This window comes from Denitrobaculum tricleocarpae (assembly GCF_007004665.1).
Lineage (GTDB): Bacteria > Pseudomonadota > Alphaproteobacteria > Kiloniellales > Kiloniellaceae > Denitrobaculum > Denitrobaculum tricleocarpae.
In genome coordinates, this window is the sequence record NZ_ML660053.1 from 148,165 (window position 1) to 164,083 (window position 15,919).

Below are 15,919 nucleotides of genomic sequence, written 5' to 3' on the forward strand. Positions count from 1 at the left end.
TCCAGCCAAGCGGGAAAAAGACTTAATGACCCGGCTATTGCACAAAATTACAGCTAAAGCTCTGTCGGATGTCAGACCGTGAGCACGATTTTTCCAATGTGAGCGCTCGATTCCATCATTTCGTGGGCTTTGTTTGCTTCGCGCAGTGGAAATGTCTGGTGAATCACCGGCGCTATCTTACCTGATTCCAGCAGAGGCCAGACTGTTTTCTTCAGATTCTGCGCGATTTCCGCCTTGAATTCGACACTGCGGGCCCGCAGTGTCGAGCCGGAGATCGTGATCCGCTTCATCATGACCGGCGCGAGATTGACCTCAGCCTTGGGTCCGCCAAGAAAGGCGATGTAACAAAGGCGTCCATCCGGGGCGAGGGCCGAAATATTGCGCTGGACGTAGCTGCCGCCAACCATGTCGAGCACCACGTTTACGCCCTTGCCGCCGGTCAGGTTCTTGGCGACTTCGACGAAGTCTTCTTCCCGGTAGTTGATAGCCCGCTCCGCGCCCAAATCCTCACAGGCCTTGCACTTTTCAGCGGAACCCGCCGTTGCTAAGACCCGCGCGCCCATGGCCGCAGCCAACTGGATGGCGGTTGTTCCAATCCCCGAGGACCCTCCGTGGATGAGAAGTGCTTCGCCGGCTTTCAGGGCACCACGGTCAAAAACGTTGGTCCAGACCGTAAAAAAGGTCTCAGGCAGGGCGGCGGCCTGTATCGCGCTGAATCCTGTGGGCACGGGCAAACACTGTGGGGCAGGTGCAACGCAGTATTCCGCGTAGCCACCGCCTGCCACCAGGGCTGTGACCTGATCTCCCAGCTTGAGGTTCGTGACATCCTCACCGAGGCTGACGACCTCGCCGCTTATCTCCAGGCCCGGGATGTCCGAGGCGCCGGGCGGCGGCGGGTACCCGCCGGTCCGCTGCAGCACATCCGGCCGGTTGACGCCTGCTGCCGCGACCTTAATCAGGACGTCGCCCGCGCCGGGCTCGGGCATTGGACGTTCGCAAGGAACCAGAACATCCGGTGCACCAGGTTCTTTGATTTCAATTGCCGTCATTGTCGATGGGAGGGAACCGGTCATTCGAGGCCTCGTTCAAGGGGTTGGAGTCGTTTCCTAAATCAGACATTCGACGTTCTGATCTAGGATGTTGTTCCTACGTACAATTCGCACATCCGATATGTCCCAAGCGCGCGACGGGCAGCGTTCCCTAACAGGAATGTAGCCATTAAAGTAAGAGATTGGACTCTGGACTGCGCCGCAATTTAGTCGCAGCCTGTAACCAAAGGCAAGTGAACAGCGGGAGGCGTCTCAATGGAACTGGAAGATTTAGAGCCGAGGAAAAAGCAACCCAAGTTAAAGGATCTGAGCGTCATGGGCCTTGATGAACTTGCCGAGTATCGCAAGTCTTTGGAGGCGGAGATCGCACGGATCGACGCTGAAGTTGCGACCAAGAAAAGCCATCGCTCGGAGGTCGACTCCCTGTTTAAGAGCTAGTTGCCCTGAGTCTCCTGCGTCCTTCCGAATGCCATGTCCGCACGACAGAAGATATCGTTTTCTCCCCCTCCCTGCGCGCCCTTAGGACCTGAAGCGCGCTCTTAGGAACCGTAACGAAAAAATGGAAACGGCGATCAACACCGTTCTGCCGGTCTTCGGCCTGGTGCTCTGCGGCTACCTGGCCGGGCGCAGCCGTTTCATGCCGCAAGAGGCGGTCAAGGGACTGACTACTTTTGTCTTCTATCTTGCAATTCCCGCTCTGTTGTTCCGGACCATGGCGAATGGGGGGCCGGAATCCGGCTTCGATTTCTCCATTGTCTTTGCCTACTTCTCTGCGCTGGCGATCAATTTTGCCATGGCCTGGCTCTTCTCGCGCCAGGCCTTTGGCGCCAGCATCGAGGAGGGCGCGATCATGGGAATGGGCGCGATATTCTCCAACACCGTGCTGCTCGGCCTGCCGCTGATTTTCGGAGTCTTTGGCGAAGAGGGGTTGCTGGCTCTTACACTGATCATCGCTTTTCATTCCCCCATTATCATGCCGCTGGTATCTCTGGCCGTGGAATTGGGGCGAGGGACGGCGGCATCACCGGCTCAAAAACTCAAGCTGATCTTCTTCGCGATTTTCAAGAACCCGATCATCGTCGCGCTTCTCGCGGGGCAGCTCTATGGGGCAAGCGGCCTCGCGCTGCCCGTCTCGGTCGACCGCTTTGTTGAGCTGCTGAGTGGTGCGGCCGCGCCTTGTGCGCTCTTCGCTCTGGGGGCTTCGCTCGTCGGCTACCAACTGGGCGGCGATTTGCGGCAGTGCGCGGCGCTTGTTGTTTTCAAGCTCGTCATCCATCCGATCGTGACCGCTGTGCTGGTTTTTTTCGTCTTCGATCTGGATCCGGTCTGGGCCGCGGTTGCCGTCGTGACGGCTGCTCTCCCGGTTGGCGTGAACGTCTTCATCATGGCCGAACACTACGGAATTTACACCGCACGGGCAGCGTCTGCCATTTTGATTTCAACCGGCCTTTCCCTTGTCACCGTGTCGATTTTACTCGCGTATTTCGCGTAAAAATATCTGGAATTGTTCCTAACGCGGTTTTTGCTCCGGATCAGTCTCGATAATTCGGATTCGAAGTCGAACGCAAATCCCGGCAATAAGAAACTGCGTCGGAATTGAAATTCGTAAGCGTGTTAACCATTTCTTAGTAGAGGCGCGGTATTCTCTACATAACGGTTGGAGAGGATCTTTTGTCCTTTCACCGTTGTTCGGAAGTTTTCCGTTCCTTGTAATGCCTCCCTGTAAACTTGCCGCCGGCTTGTCCGGCGGTTTTCTTTTGCAGCACGGATTAGTTGAACACTATTGTTAACATAGTGTTACAATCCCTTTCTCATCCATCACTTCTGACGTTAATAAATCCGCGCTTGACCGGCTCATTCGGCCTGCTTAAGGTCCCTGCCAAGGCAAGTTGACAGGGTATGGTATAATAAGATGAGGGCCACGATCCAAGATAAGGGTCGAAGGCCCTCTCTTTTTTCCGGACCTCTGATTGTTTCTCCCGCCACCGAATTTTCCTACCATATTGGATTGATGGCCGTTGAGAACACATTGAAATCTCGTGTAGTCTCCGTTTAGAGATGGCCCTGTTACACAAGGATCTCCAGGAATTGTGGGATCGTTGTGTATTCATGGGCTTGGTTGCACTTTTGCGGGGCATACGATGGTTGATGCAAAGTTCCTGAAGTTCGACACGCTATCGTTGCACGCTGGGCAGAGGCCTGACGCGGCGACGGGCGCGCGGGCGGTTCCGATCTATCAGACATCTTCGTTTGTATTCCAGGATACCGAGCACGCGGCGTCTTTGTTCAACCTGGAACGCCCCGGGCATATCTACAGCCGGATTTCGAATCCGACCGTCTCGGTTCTGGAAGAGCGGGTTGCCGCTCTGGAAGGCGGTGTTGGTGCAGTGGCGACGGCGTCCGGGCAAGCGGCGCTTCATCTCGGCATCATTACCCTGATGGGCCAGGGCGGACACATCGTGGCGTCGTCGTCGCTTTACGGCGGTTCAGTCAATATGTTCGTGCACAGCTTGCCGCGGTTCGGAATCACGGCCAGTTTCGTCAATCCGCGCGACGTCGATGCGATGCGCGCCGCGATCACCGAGGATACCCGACTGGTCTATGCGGAAACCTTGGGCAATCCGGGCCTGGAGGTTCTGGACATTGAGGCGGTGGCCAGCGTGGCGCATGACGTGGGCCTGCCGTTGATGGTCGATAATACCTTCGCGTCGCCCTATCTTTGCCGCCCGATTGAGTATGGCGCTGACATTGTGATGCACTCCCTGACCAAATGGCTTGGAGGGCACGGTCTGGCGCTCGGCGGCATCGTCGTCGATGGCGGCCGTTTCGATTGGGCAGCGAGCGGAAAGTTTCCCACTCTCAGTGAACCCTACGCCGGATATCACGGGATCAACTTCGCCGAGGAATACGGCCCGGCGGCCTTTTCCATGCGCGCCCGCGCAGAAGGCTTACGGGATTTCGGGGCGGTGCTGTCGCCGCAAAACGCTTTTTACATCCTGCAGGGAATCGAAACCCTGCCGCTGCGCATGGAGCGCCATGTCTCGAACACCGAAAAGCTTGCGCAGTTCCTGGAAGGGCATGAAGCCGTGAGCTGGGTCATCCACCCGAGTCTCGAGAGTCATCCGGATTTTGCATTGGCCAAAGAGCGGCTGCCCAAAGGTGCCGGCTCGATCATCAGCTTCGGCATCAAGGGGGGCCGGTCCGCTGGCGCGCGCTTTATCGAGAGCTGTTCGCTGGCATCCCATCTTGCCAATGTGGGCGATGCGAAGACGCTGGTCATTCATCCGGCTTCGACGACGCATCAACAGATGACGCGGCAACAGCTTGAGGCAGCAGGCGTGGGTGAGGACATGGTGCGTCTGTCTGTCGGTCTGGAAGATGCAGATGACATTGTCGATGATCTCAATCAGGCTCTCCGGGCATCTCAGAAAGTTTGATCTGTCGAGCCTGAAAACAATTCAGCCGTTCTTCTAGCCGGGATAAGCGGGGCGTCCTTATGAAACTGACAGTCGGTGGCAACAGCATCTTCGTGGCGACAGGGGGAAAGGACTTCGATCCTAGCCTGCCAACGATCGTTTTTCTCCATGGGGCCGGGATGGATCGGACGGTCTGGTCGCTGCAGTCACGGTACTTTGCTCATCACGGCCGGTCGGTTCTTGCGGTCGATCTTCCCGGGCATGGGCTTTCCGGCGGAACAGCCCTGGCGTCGATAGAAGCGATCGCCGACTGGCTGCCTCAGTTGCTTGATGCGGCTGCAGTCGAAACGGCGGCGGTGGTCGGTCACTCCATGGGGGCAATCTCGGCGCTTGAATTCGCCGCGCGGCACCCCGGACGGGCCAGAGCGATCGCCCTGCTCGGGGTGGCGGCGAGCATGCCGGTTCATCCGGCGCTTCTGGATGCCGCCAAGGCCAATGATCATCTCGCCGTGGATCTCGTCACCTCCTGGGCGCACGGTGATACAGGTCATGTCGGTGGAAATACCACCCCTGGCCTCTGGATGCTGGGCGGTGGCGTGCGCTTGCTGGAGCGCGCGGCGCCGGGTGTGCTGCACAACGATCTCGCCGCCTGCAGTGCCTATAAAGGCGGGGAGGCGGCTGCCGACAAGGTGACCTGTGATACCCTGCTGATCCTGGGGCGGGCCGATAAGATGACGCCTTTTAAGGCCGGATCGGCGCTGGCGTCGAAGATTGCCGGTGCGCGGATCGCGGCGATCGAGGGATCCGGACACATGATGATGCTGGAAAAACCCGATGATACTCTGGCGGCGCTAAAGGTCTTCTTGTAATGCCGCGTCCTCCCGGGGAGATCCGTGCCGGCTATCCGCATTTCCTGAGGATCCCCACACGCTGGATGGATAACGACATTTACGGTCATGTGAACAATGTCGTCTACTACGCCTACTTCGATACGGTGATAAACACCTATCTGATCGAACGGGGCGGGCTCGATATTCATCGGGGGAACGTCATAGGTGTGTGTGCGGAATCCTCCTGCAGCTATCGGGCTTCCTTTACCTTTCCCGACGTCATCGAGGCGGGGCTGCGGGTCTCCAGGTTGGGCGGGCGGAGCGTCACCTACGAGATCGGTCTTTTCAAAAACACGCCCGATGCCAGGCCTGAGGAAGAAGCCTCGGCCGAGGGCCGCTTCGTTCACGTTTTTGTCGACCGTGCCAGTATGAAACCCGTCGAGATCCCTGGCCCTCTAAGGAGTGCGCTGGAAGCTCTGGAAACTTGAAGCTTCGGCGTTTCTCGGGGAATTTTTTCAAAAAAAATTCTCAAAAAAAATAGTTTAATCAATAACTTAGCCGAAATCTTCGATGACTGTGTGTTGTGGTTAAAAATATATGTTTACAAACGATATTACAATTATATATGTTTACATATGAATTGATGCTCTGTTCAGACAAAACGTGTTACCAGACACAAGATCACACGGGTACCAGAGAGGTCCATTCGAAATCGGCAAGATCGCACGTAGTGATCGCTGTGGATTTCCGCGCAGAAAGCCGTGAAGCTCTTTCACGCGAACGCGCGAAGGAACCGGGCCTTTTACCTATGCAAATATCCTCCCCTGTCGACTTAAGCCGGACGGAATCTCTTCCGCCCGGCTTTTCTTTTTCGCTTACTTGCAAGTCTTAAGACTTGCGGGGATATGCGAGGTTACGCAGCTTTGTCTTCGATCACCTTGGCGGCCTTTGGCGCCGTGGCTTCGATTTTGATGCTGCGGGGTTTCATAGCTTCGGGCACCTCGCGGACCAGTTCGATGTGTAGGAGACCGTTTTGGAGAGCGGCGCCTGCGATCCTGATATGGTCGGCGAGCTCAAAGCTGCGCTGAAAACTGCGGTTCGCGATGCCCTGATGCAGGAACTTCGCGTCCTTGTCGGCAACTTTGTCCTTTTTGCCGGAAACGACCAGCGAATTCTGGGTTACGGTGATATCGAGCTCGTCTTCCGCGAAACCTGCGACAGCCATGGAAATCCGATAGGCATCATCGCTGATTTTCTCAATGTTGTAAGGCGGGTAGCTCGGTGCGGACTCATCGACCCGGGCTGCGGAATCCAACAGATTCATCATCCGGTCAAAACCGACGGTCGCACGGTAAAGGGGGGAAAGATCGTAACTACGCATTGCCATATCCTCCTATGAGCAACATGGTTAATTATTCGGGCCTACCACCATGGTCCGACCCTGTGTTTGTCACCTTTTGCAACCCTCTCTGAGGCATTGCCTGGTGACATTCTGGATATAGTCGGGCGGGAAATCGGCTTCAAGAGGGGGGTATTATTTTTTTAGATCGAGCGATGCTTGTTATTAAGTCATTGAAAATCATGATATCTTGTATGAATCTGGTAAACGCCGGAACCAACCAATTGTTAAGGCGGATCTTGATAGACTTTCCGCCCCGGTCGGCGGCTGCATCGCGGTTGCCTGTCATCACTTTTTGAGGCCGGAATCTGGGTAAGTCTGATTTTGAGCAGTTCGTCCACACCTGTAGCGTTTTTTGATTCGACCTACGACGAGGCGATGACCTTGATGCGTGAGGCGAGGGACTATCTGACCCATCACGATAGGGCGGAGCGCGCCAAGATGACGCCCGAGGCGCAACTATGGGCGAGCAGCGAAACCATGAGGCTGACGGCGCGCCTCACCCAGATTATGGCGTGGCTCCTGATCCAAAAGGCGGTTCATGCCGGTGAGATTTCCCGCGCTGATGCGGCTTCTGCTGAGCACCGGCTGTCAGGCCAGGAGGTCTGTGACACTAACGGTTGTCTGGACGAAGTGGTGTTGCAGCCGAAACTGGTCGAACTGCTCGACCGCAGTCATCGGCTCTACCAACGCGTGGCCCGCCTGGACTCGATGCTCGACAGTGTGGCCTGACGCTTTTAAAGCTGGCTTCTATAGCAAATTACGTTTTTCTTGAATCAGTGCATCTCAAAATCTGCGTTCGAGATCAGCAATTTGCTGATCGAGAGGCAGCAGATTTTGTGTCTGTTTAAACGCAAATTGCTTTCGCTGAAATCACAAACGCAAATGGGCCCCGAGAGGAGCCCATTGGGTTGGCGGCTGTTTTGAGAATTGATCGCTCGTTTCTCAGTACACCGCGCAAAGCACCGGTAAGAGCGGGGTCTTACTTGATGCCGAGACCGGCAAAGCGCTTGTTGAACTTGGCAACCTGACCACCGGAGTCGACCAGGCGATGCTCGCCGGTCCATGCCGGGTGCGTTTTGGGGTCGATATCCAGGCGCAGGGTGTCACCTGCTTTACCGTAGGTCGAGCGCGTCTTGAACTCGCTGCCATCGGTCATCTGAACCGTGATCTCGTGGTATTCGGGGTGGATGTCTTGTTTCATCGTCCTGATCCTCTTGAAGGCCGCGTATATAACCGAGCTATAGCGCCGACGCAAGCCCTCCTGCGCCTTCATCAGGTACTTTTCCGCGCAGGCTCTTTCCGGCGGCACGCATCCACGGAAATCAAGGGGTCTCTGCGCGGTGCGAACCCGGCACAATCGGACCTGTAGCGGCCGATTCCCGCACTTTATCCGCGTTATGGTTAAGAAATCCGCGCTGCCCGCCAACGCTGCCCGCCAACGCTGCTCGCCCAAGCTGCTCTTCGAAGAGGTCAGCTCAAGGGCACACGGCCCTCAATGGGGTAGGCGGGATCGTTATAGCCTGGGGTCGAAGCGTGTCCGGTCACAACCAGATCATTGATGAGGGCCTCGTCCTCCGCCGTGAAGCTGTAATCCAGAGCCCCCAGGTTTTCCTTCCACTGGTCCAGGGTTCTGGGGCCTGCGACGGCGCCGGTAATCATCCGGTTGTTGAAGAGCCATGCCAAGGCGAACTGGCCGGCTGTGATCCCCCGTGCTTGGGCATGTTCCTTGATCGTCCGGGCCAGGACCAGCGACTCGCGCCGCCACTCGGTTTCCATGATCCGTTTGTCCTTCTGTCCCGCGCGCGACGTGCTGGAGGGGGCTTCGTCCGGGTCGTATTTGCCGGTCAGGATGCCTCGGGCCAGCGGACTGTAGGGAAACACACCAAGGCCATAGTGATTGCAGGCGGGCAGATGCTCGGTCTCCACCGTCCGGTTCAGGGCGTTGTAGAGGGGTTGGCTGACCACCGGTCGCGGAATGCCATAGCTGTCGCAGAGGCGGCTGATCTCGGCGATACGCCAGCTGCGGTAGTTGCTGACGCCGAAATAGCGGGTCTTCCCCTGCGTGATGAGATCGCCGACCGCCCGCACGGTCTCTTCCAGAGGCGTCGTGAGGTCCTCTTTATGAAGATAAAGAATGTCGACGTAATCGGTGCCGAGCCGGGTCAGACTGTCTTCCAGCGCCTGGATCAGCCAGCGACGGCTGAGCCCGCGCCGGTTCGGGCCTTCGCCCATGACGTTGGCGGCCTTGGTCGCCAGCACCCACCAGTCCCTATCGCCGGTCAGGGCGCGTCCAACGATACGTTCTGATTCTCCAGCGTTGTAGACGTCTGCCGTGTCGATGAAATTGATGCCCTGGTCACGGCCATGAGCGATGATTTCCTTCGAGGCGGCTTCGTCGCTTCGACCGCCGAACATCATGGTGCCAAGGCAGAGTTTGGTCACTTTCAGGCCACTGTGGCCCAGGTTCCGATATTCCATATCCGCTGTCTTCTTCCCGTCTTTTGCCCAGGCAGGGCACCCGATTTTTTCCTTTGGGACTCTGTCACAGGAGCAGGCCTGACCGCAATGTGGAGCTCCGCATTGCTGATACGCGCCAGCCGGATGCCTTACTTGACTCCAGTCATGCGAGTCAGGTTATGCGGGCTGGGCTTGCAGTGTTTCGGCGCGGGCCTGCCGGATGATTTGCAGCGAAGACCAGAGGAAGAGGCTTGCCATCAGGCCTGCAACGACAAGATCCGGCCAGGCTGTCTGGCTCGCCCAGACACCGCTGGCTGCCAGGATGACGGCGACATTGCCGATGGCGTCATTCCGGCTGCAGAGCCAGACGGAGCGTACGTTTGCGTCGCCGTCGCGGTATTTCAGGAGCAGCAGGACCGAAGCCAGGTTTGCAACCAGGGCGAGGAAGCCGACGGCGCCCATGATTTCAGCCTGTGGGGTCGAGGTCGAAAGGGCATGATAGAGGGTGGAGCCGAAGACCCATAGGCCCATGACCGCGAGGGAGATGCCTTTGATGAGCGCGGCCCGCGCCCGGACGATGAGCGGCATTCCGATGACGGCCAGGCTTAGGCCGTAAGTTGCGGTATCGCCCAGGAAGTCGAGTGCGTCTGCCAGAAGGGCCTGGGACCCGGCGGCAATACCCGCGATGATCTCGGTGATGAACATGGTGCCGTTGATTGCAATCACGGCGATCAGAGTTCGCTTGAAGGCCAAGGAGGCACCGTCGAATTTCGTGTCGTTCCCACAGCAACCCGCCACCAACAAACTCCTATTGCTTCGCAGCTTTCCTTGATTTCCACTTGCATGACAACCTAATGTCTCTAGTAGCTATAGCTTCAAGAGAAAAAAACAGTGCCTGGAAAAAGTCCGCAGAGCTTTACCATCGGCCGGCTTTCGCGCGAAACCGGCTGCAAAATCCCTACGATTCGCTACTACGAACAGATCGGTTTATTGCCGGAACCGGGACGCTCGGCGGGCAACCAGCGCGTCTATGGACAGCAGCATCTGTCGCGCCTGGCCTTTATCCGGCACAGCCGTGAGCTGGGTTTTTCGCAGGCCGAGATCCGGCAACTGCTGAACCTGGCCGATCACCCGGAACAGCCCTGCGCCGAAGTCAACGCGATCGCGCAAAGACACCTCGATGAGGTGAACCGCAGAATTGAGCGGCTAGAGTCGTTGAAAGCCGAACTGGAGCGGATGGTTCATGCCTGTCAGGGCGGGAAGGTTGGGGATTGCCGGGTGATCGATACGCTGGCTGATCTCGCGCACAGCCAATGCCTGTCGCCCAAGCACTGAGCCGTGATCACGGACTTGGAGCCCGCTCGATACCCGCTGTTGCAGGACACCATGTCGCGTCGAAGGCGCTTGACTTAACCCTTGCAATTGCACAAGGGATAGCCACGCGATAAGGAGAAAGCCTGCTGGCGCTGTTTCCGTCAGAAGTGTTGGTTTCCGCCAAATCCGTTTTTTTGTGAAAGAAGTATTCCGCCGATGATGCGATCGCGCCCGTCAGAGCAAAGCAGTACCAGCCTTCCATCTGAAGCGGGCAAAAATCCGGCCGGATCAAATCAAGTCGGGTCAAATTCCGGCGACCCCAAGTCTATTGACCGTCCGTCGAGCAAAGAACTCTCGCACCTGGTCCGGCTCTGGAAATTTGTGAGCCCCTATAAGCTCCAGGTCGGTGGCGCCATGATTGCCTTGATCATTGCTGCCTCCACCGTGCTTGGCCTTGGTTTCGGCTTGCGCACGCTGGTCGATGACGGTTTCGCGCAGGAGAATGCGGCGCTGCTCGATCAGGCGGTCATGGTTCTTTTAGGAGTCGTGGTGCTTCTGGCGGCGGCCAGTTACTCGCGCTTTTATCTCGTATCCTGGATCGGTGAGCGCGTTGTGGCGGATATCCGCAAGGCGGTTTTCAATCATCTGATCACGCTGTCACCGGCGTATTTTGAAATCACGCGCACCGGCGAGGTGCTCTCACGTTTGACGACCGATACTACTCTGCTGCAGATGGTCGTTGGCTCATCAGTCTCTGTCGCGCTCCGCAATTTCTTGCTCTTCGTCGGCGGTTCGGTTCTGCTGATCGTCACCAGTGCTAAGCTCACCGGTATGGTGTTCCTCGTCGTCCCGATCGTAATTCTGCCGATCATCATCTACGGGCGTAAAGTGCGGCGCCTGAGCCGCGACAGCCAGGACCGGGTTGCCGATTTGGGCTCCTATGCGGACGAAGCCCTGGGGGCGATCCGCACGGTTCAGGCTTTCAGTCATGAGTCTGTCGACCGCACACGCTTTGGCGGCCGAGCCGAGGATGCCTTCGTGACGGCGGTTTCAAGGATCCGGGCCCGCGCGATGTTGACGGCGGTGGTGATCCTGCTGGTCTTCGGAGCGGTCAGTGCGATCCTGTGGATCGGCGGCCGCGACGTGATCGATGGCCGGATTACACCCGGTGAGCTCTCGTCTTTTGTATTTTATGCGATCGTGGTCGCGGGGTCCGTTGGTGCCATCAGCGAGGTGATCGGTGATCTTCAGCGGGCGGCCGGAGCGACGGAACGGCTGTTCGATCTTCTTGCGACAAAGACCGACATCGCGGCACCGGTCGTCGCCCAAACCCTGCCTTCGCCGGCGCGGGGCGACATCTCCTTCGACAAGGTGTTGTTCCACTACCCCGCCCGTCCTGACGACGCGGCTTTGCACGGGCTTGATCTGACCGTTAAGGCGGGGGAGAAGATTGCGATCGTCGGCCCGTCGGGCGCGGGCAAGACCACGATCTTTCAGCTCTTGATGCGTTTTTACGATCCGCAAGCAGGTGCAATCCATCTTGATGGCGTTGCGCTCACCAAAGCGGATCCGCTGGAACTGCGCAGCCGGATCGGGCTGGTGCCTCAGGAACCGGTCATCTTCTCGGCGAACGCCTGGGAGAATATCCGCTATGGGCGGCCTGACGCCAGCGACGAGGAAGTGCTTCAGGCGGCAGAGGCGGCGGCCGCCAAGGATTTTCTCGACCAGCTTCCGGACGGCTTCGATACTTTCCTGGGCGAGCGCGGTGTTCGCCTTTCCGGCGGTCAGCGCCAGCGTCTGGCCATCGCCCGGGCGATTTTGCGCGATCCTGCCGTGCTGCTGTTGGATGAAGCGACCAGCGCCCTCGACGCCGAGAGTGAACGAGCCGTTCAGCAGGCTGTCGAGCGCTTAATGTCCGACCGGACCACCTTGGTGATTGCCCACCGTTTGGCGACGGTGTTGAAGGCGGACCGGATCCTGGTTCTGGACGAGGGGCGGGTCGTGGCCAGCGGCACCCATGAGGACCTGATCCGTCAGGGCGGGCTTTACGCCCGTCTGGCGGAGCTGCAGTTCGGTGAAGCCGAGATGTTCAACGGTTTGCAGAAATCAGCCGGAACTTAGAGCCACCCGTCATGGCTCATTGGCCTGGCGTTGCCTAGCGCTGTGTGAGCTTGAGCTCGATACGGCGGTTGCGGCGGTAGGCAATCTCGTCGTTGCCCTCATCGATGGGCTGGAATTCACCAAAGCCGGTAGCGGCCAGGCGGTTCGCCGGAATACCCTGTGCGTTCAGGAATTTAACCACGGAAATGGCGCGCGCGGTCGAGAGCTCCCAGTTCGAGGGGAAGGCGAAGGTGTTGATCGGTGCCCGGTCCGTATGACCGTCGACCCGCAGCACCCAATCGACCTCCGGGGGAATGTTGCGCGAGATTTCGCGCAGGGTCGTGGCCAGGCTGGCAAGCTGCCCTTTGCCGGCGTCTTCCAGTTCGGCCGCACCACTGGCGAAGAGAACTTCGGACTGGAAGACGAATCGGTCACCCACCACGCGGACGTCGCGGCGGTTGCCCAGAACTTCGCGCAGACGGCCAAAGAACTCAGAGCGATAGCGGGCCAGTTCCTGAACCTTGCTGGCCAGCGCGACGTTAAGGCGGCTGCCCAGATCTGCGATCTGGACTTCCTGCTCCAGGTTCTTGGCTTCCGTCGCTTCCAGAGTCACGGCGATCCGGGCCAGTTGCTGGCGGAGGGCTGCGATCTGGCGGTTCAACAGGATGACTTCCGCCTGTGCCTGTGCCGTGAGTTCTTCCTGAGCGGCTGCCGCTTCATCGGCGGTTGCCAGTCCGGCGGTCAGTTCGTCGCGCATCTGCTGCAGCAACGCAAGTTCCGCGAGCTGGGTCTCGATCGTCTCGCGATCGGCCTCGATGGTTGTGTAAGCCTCTTCCAGCTGGGTCTTGGCCAGGGCGGTTTCTTCCTCGCGCAGGCGTTTCAAGAGAGCCAGCTCGGCCAATTGCGCTTCGATGGTTTCCTTGTCCGCCTCGATCGACTTAAAGGCCTCTGCGAGCTCCGTTTCTTTGTCCGCGAGCGCCGCCGCTGCCTTAACCTGCTCCTCCTCCCGGAGCTTCTGGAGGGCTGCCAGTTCCGCGAGCTGAGCTTCGATCTTTTCCTTGTCCGCTTCGATCGTGCTGTAAGCGGTTTTCAGATCCTCGGCGTTTTTGGCGATTTCCGCTTCGCTCAAGCCGAGGCGGGTTGCCAGGTCGTCCTTTTCTTCCTGCAGAGCCGCTTGTTCGGTCTCGCGCTCGGAGAGGGCCGTTGTCAGGCTGTCACGCTCTTCGATGATCGATGCGAGCTGATTGCTTAAGCTCTCTTGCTGGACCTGGGCTTCGTCGTATTCGCGGGTGAGGTCGGCGAGCTGGTTTTCCAGGCTGTCGCGCCGCGCGACGGAATCTTCGAGCTGTGACGTCAAGCCATCGCGTTCGTCGTTCAAAACGGCCAGTTGGTTCTGGAGCGTATCGCGGGCGGCCAGGGAGGAGCTCAATTGCGCCGAAAGATCCGAAGACTGGGTTCTGAGATCCGTATTTTCCTGCCGCTCAAGCGAGAGCAGTTCGGCCAGCTGTGTCACTTCCCGTTCCAGCTTTACCAGAGCCGCGTCCCGCCCGCTGAGCGCCACGCTCAGGAAGAACTGTGCGACCATGAAAACCATCAGCACGAAGATGACGACCAGCAGCAGGCTGGCCAGGCCGTCGACGAAACCGGGCCAGATATTCACCGATCGTCGTGCGCCGCCTCGGCCAATGGAATACATCTATCGCGTCCTTACTCGCTTTCCTCGGCGATCGCAGCGATGGTGCGGGTCAGGAGCCGGATTTCTCCGCGAATCTCTTGAATGGCATTCTCGCGACCGCTGGAAAGGTCGGCGGCGATGCGCTCGAGGCGCAGATCGACATTGCGCAGGTGCGTCTTGGAGGCGTCATCCAGTCCGGCAGGCGCGGCCATGGCGTCGCCCTCTACGAGCTTGGTCATGACCTGCTTGAGCTGGGCCTGATTCTCCGCCATTTTCATCAGCACGCCCTGTTCGGTCCGCATCTGATCCGTCAGAGTCGAGAGACGGTCGGTGAGGCCCGACAGTCCCTGTGTCATGGAGGCGCGGTCTTCCTCTCCGCGTGAAATTGTTCTTTGCAGTTGGTCGAGGCTGTCCGCCGTCTTTTCGAGCAATGCCTGAATGTAGGCCGGAACCGACTGGTCGCCGTCGCCGCTGACGCTGCCGCTTGACAGCTTGGTTACGCCGGAAAGCCACTCTTCCAGTTCATTGAGAAAACGGTTGTGAGCCTGGCCTGCCTGCAGTTCCAGGAAGCCGAGAACCAGGGAACCCGCGAGGCCGAAGAGCGATGAACTAAAGGCGGTGCCCATACCCGCCAGAGGCGTTGCCAGGCCGCTTTTAAGCTCTTCGAAGAGCGAGGCCGGATCGTCGATTGCACCGTTCAGGCCCCCGATCGTGTCCCCGACGGCTGTCACGGTCTCTAGCAATCCCCAAAAGGTGCCGAGCAGGCCGAGGAAGATCAGCAGACCGATCAGATAGCGCGAGAGTTCATGCGATTCCTCGATGCGGCTGTGGATGCCGTCCAGAAGGGTGCGCATGGATATTGTTGAGAGGGACAGCCGTCCCGCCCGGTCGCCCAGCATATTCGCCATGGGGCCCAATAGACGCGGCGGACGCTCCTCGGAAAGCGTGCCCGGGAAAACCAGGCCGCCCTTGCTTTCCCGCCGCAGGTTGTCCAACCAGGCGATCTCGGGGTTTAAGCGCCAAACCTGCAGGAAGATGTAGACGATGCCCAGAGCAAGCACAAACAGGATCAGGCCGTTGAAGAGCTCATTTGCCTGAAAAGCATCGATGACTTTGTCTGAGAGGGCAAAGACTGCCAGTCCGACAAGCACCAGAAAGATGCTCATATGGATCAAATAACGCTTCGGCCGGTTCATGGTAAGCTACACTGCCCCGCGGCTCAGAGTGCGGTTGTTCTCGACTAAAGCGGTCAAGACCATGAAACGCCCTCTAACTTTATGTTTTAGAGGCTGATTCACCGTCTCCGCGGATACAGTGGAGAGCGATCAGACCCTAGACTCAATGTCTGCAGCCCGACGCGACTGCGATAAAACCCCTCCGCGTTTAGCCCAACCGAGAGGTTCAGTCAACGTCACAGGTCCTAGTGTGGTGGAACTGAAGTTTGTATCATTTATGATCGCTTTTGCGGTTTTCTGAGCAGGAAGCGTCGCGCTGGCGATGCCAAAGCATCGGCGAGCGGCGGTGACGCCCTTAACCGCAAAAGCGACCTTTCTGGCGCCTTTGCAAGTCCCGCGGATGTCGTTGCGAGGACCTTGTGATGCTCCACATCACTGCAGACCTCGCGCCTAACCGCGTAACTTGCAAAGACGTCATAAATCACACGAACTTCAGTTCCA

The 15,919-nt window shown here is 58.3% G+C and carries 15 protein-coding genes; 8 read left to right on the plus strand and 7 right to left on the minus strand.

Translation table 11 applies throughout. The features are described from left to right. Positions 1 to 71: 71 nt before the first annotated feature. Entirely contained in the window at positions 72 to 1,073 is a 1,002-nt protein-coding gene (locus FKG95_RS05525) for an NAD(P)H-quinone oxidoreductase (protein WP_218940078.1), read from the minus strand. A 231-nt stretch (positions 1,074 to 1,304) separates the two neighbouring features. Between FKG95_RS05525 and FKG95_RS05530 the strand changes: the two genes are divergently transcribed. The 5 genes from FKG95_RS05530 to FKG95_RS05550 all read left to right on the plus strand — a co-directional run bounded on the left by FKG95_RS05530 (position 1,305) and on the right by FKG95_RS05550 (position 5,783). Further along, complete coding sequence (locus tag FKG95_RS05530) at positions 1,305 to 1,487, plus strand: DUF1192 domain-containing protein (RefSeq protein ID WP_142895341.1); 183 nt, start codon at positions 1,305 to 1,307, stop codon at positions 1,485 to 1,487. Between the two features lie 121 nt (positions 1,488 to 1,608). After that, entirely contained in the window at positions 1,609 to 2,541 is a 933-nt protein-coding gene (locus FKG95_RS05535) for an AEC family transporter (protein WP_142895342.1), read from the plus strand. A 649-nt stretch (positions 2,542 to 3,190) separates the two neighbouring features. Continuing rightward, the gene (locus FKG95_RS05540; RefSeq protein WP_142895343.1) at positions 3,191 to 4,486 is read left to right on the plus strand and encodes an O-acetylhomoserine aminocarboxypropyltransferase; all 1,296 of its coding nucleotides are present in this window, start codon (positions 3,191 to 3,193) and stop codon (positions 4,484 to 4,486) included. 59 nt (positions 4,487 to 4,545) lie between these two features. Further along, positions 4,546 to 5,334 carry an alpha/beta fold hydrolase gene (locus tag FKG95_RS05545; RefSeq protein WP_142895344.1) on the plus strand — a complete coding sequence of 263 codons (789 nt, stop codon included), beginning with the start codon at positions 4,546 to 4,548 and terminating at the stop codon, positions 5,332 to 5,334. Beyond that, positions 5,334 to 5,783 (plus strand): acyl-CoA thioesterase, encoded by a 450-nt coding sequence (locus FKG95_RS05550; protein ID WP_142895345.1) that lies wholly within the window; start codon positions 5,334 to 5,336, stop codon positions 5,781 to 5,783. The genes FKG95_RS05545 and FKG95_RS05550 overlap by 1 nt, the downstream gene beginning before the upstream one ends. Positions 5,784 to 6,208: 425 nt before the next feature. On the opposite strand, the gene FKG95_RS05555 is transcribed toward FKG95_RS05550, so the two are convergent. Further along, positions 6,209 to 6,676 (minus strand): Hsp20 family protein, encoded by a 468-nt coding sequence (locus FKG95_RS05555; protein ID WP_142895346.1) that lies wholly within the window; start codon positions 6,674 to 6,676, stop codon positions 6,209 to 6,211. Between the two features lie 342 nt (positions 6,677 to 7,018). Between FKG95_RS05555 and FKG95_RS05560 the strand changes: the two genes are divergently transcribed. Continuing rightward, on the plus strand, positions 7,019 to 7,426 hold the full coding sequence (locus tag FKG95_RS05560; RefSeq protein ID WP_246116698.1) for a DUF1465 family protein: 408 nt from the start codon (positions 7,019 to 7,021) through the stop codon (positions 7,424 to 7,426). A 250-nt stretch (positions 7,427 to 7,676) separates the two neighbouring features. Here the strand turns inward: FKG95_RS05560 and rpmE are convergent, their stop codons facing one another. From rpmE to FKG95_RS05575, 3 genes are all read right to left on the minus strand, one after another. Continuing rightward, positions 7,677 to 7,898, minus strand: a complete 222-nt coding sequence (rpmE, locus tag FKG95_RS05565) for a 50S ribosomal protein L31 (RefSeq protein WP_142895347.1) — start codon at positions 7,896 to 7,898, stop codon at positions 7,677 to 7,679. Between the two features lie 269 nt (positions 7,899 to 8,167). Beyond that, positions 8,168 to 9,175 carry an aldo/keto reductase gene (locus FKG95_RS05570; protein ID WP_142895348.1) on the minus strand — a complete coding sequence of 336 codons (1,008 nt, stop codon included), beginning with the start codon at positions 9,173 to 9,175 and terminating at the stop codon, positions 8,168 to 8,170. Positions 9,176 to 9,331: 156 nt separating this feature from the next. Then, the gene (locus FKG95_RS05575; protein WP_179953943.1) at positions 9,332 to 9,952 is read right to left on the minus strand and encodes a cation efflux transmembrane domain-containing protein; all 621 of its coding nucleotides are present in this window, start codon (positions 9,950 to 9,952) and stop codon (positions 9,332 to 9,334) included. Positions 9,953 to 10,045: 93 nt separating this feature from the next. On the opposite strand from FKG95_RS05575, the gene FKG95_RS05580 reads away from it, so the two are divergent. Both FKG95_RS05580 and FKG95_RS05585 read left to right on the plus strand, forming a co-directional pair. Beyond that, positions 10,046 to 10,489, plus strand: coding sequence for a MerR family transcriptional regulator (locus FKG95_RS05580; protein WP_142895350.1), 444 nt, complete (start codon positions 10,046 to 10,048; stop codon positions 10,487 to 10,489). A gap of 195 nt (positions 10,490 to 10,684) precedes the next feature. Beyond that, a complete protein-coding gene (locus FKG95_RS05585; protein ID WP_142895351.1) occupies positions 10,685 to 12,589 on the plus strand; it encodes an ABC transporter transmembrane domain-containing protein in 1,905 nt (634 codons plus the stop codon). 34 nt (positions 12,590 to 12,623) lie between these two features. On the opposite strand, the gene FKG95_RS05590 is transcribed toward FKG95_RS05585, so the two are convergent. Together FKG95_RS05590 and FKG95_RS05595 are read right to left on the minus strand one after the other, a co-directional pair. After that, positions 12,624 to 14,264: a peptidoglycan -binding protein gene (locus FKG95_RS05590; RefSeq protein ID WP_142895352.1), complete on the minus strand. Its 1,641-nt coding sequence runs from the start codon at positions 14,262 to 14,264 to the stop codon at positions 12,624 to 12,626. A gap of 11 nt (positions 14,265 to 14,275) precedes the next feature. Next, positions 14,276 to 15,439 (minus strand): flagellar motor protein MotA, encoded by a 1,164-nt coding sequence (locus FKG95_RS05595; protein WP_142895353.1) that lies wholly within the window; start codon positions 15,437 to 15,439, stop codon positions 14,276 to 14,278. Between the last annotated feature and the right edge of the window lie 480 nt (positions 15,440 to 15,919).

Bases quoted from the DNA above. Each gene is read 5' to 3' on its own strand.
- FKG95_RS05525 (WP_218940078.1), bottom strand. From the start codon at position 1,073: ATGACCGGTTCCCTCCCATCGACAATGACGGCAATTGAAATCAAAGAA.
- FKG95_RS05530 (WP_142895341.1), top strand. From the start codon at position 1,305: ATGGAACTGGAAGATTTAGAGCCGAGGAAAAAGCAACCCAAGTTAAAG.
- FKG95_RS05535 (WP_142895342.1), top strand. From the start codon at position 1,609: ATGGAAACGGCGATCAACACCGTTCTGCCGGTCTTCGGCCTGGTGCTC.
- FKG95_RS05540 (WP_142895343.1), top strand. From the start codon at position 3,191: ATGGTTGATGCAAAGTTCCTGAAGTTCGACACGCTATCGTTGCACGCT.
- FKG95_RS05545 (WP_142895344.1), top strand. From the start codon at position 4,546: ATGAAACTGACAGTCGGTGGCAACAGCATCTTCGTGGCGACAGGGGGA.
- FKG95_RS05550 (WP_142895345.1), top strand. From the start codon at position 5,334: ATGCCGCGTCCTCCCGGGGAGATCCGTGCCGGCTATCCGCATTTCCTG.
- FKG95_RS05555 (WP_142895346.1), bottom strand. From the start codon at position 6,676: ATGCGTAGTTACGATCTTTCCCCCCTTTACCGTGCGACCGTCGGTTTT.
- rpmE (WP_142895347.1), bottom strand. From the start codon at position 7,898: ATGAAACAAGACATCCACCCCGAATACCACGAGATCACGGTTCAGATG.
- FKG95_RS05570 (WP_142895348.1), bottom strand. From the start codon at position 9,175: ATGGAATATCGGAACCTGGGCCACAGTGGCCTGAAAGTGACCAAACTC.
- FKG95_RS05585 (WP_142895351.1), top strand. From the start codon at position 10,685: ATGATGCGATCGCGCCCGTCAGAGCAAAGCAGTACCAGCCTTCCATCT.
- FKG95_RS05590 (WP_142895352.1), bottom strand. From the start codon at position 14,264: ATGTATTCCATTGGCCGAGGCGGCGCACGACGATCGGTGAATATCTGG.
- FKG95_RS05595 (WP_142895353.1), bottom strand. From the start codon at position 15,439: ATGAACCGGCCGAAGCGTTATTTGATCCATATGAGCATCTTTCTGGTG.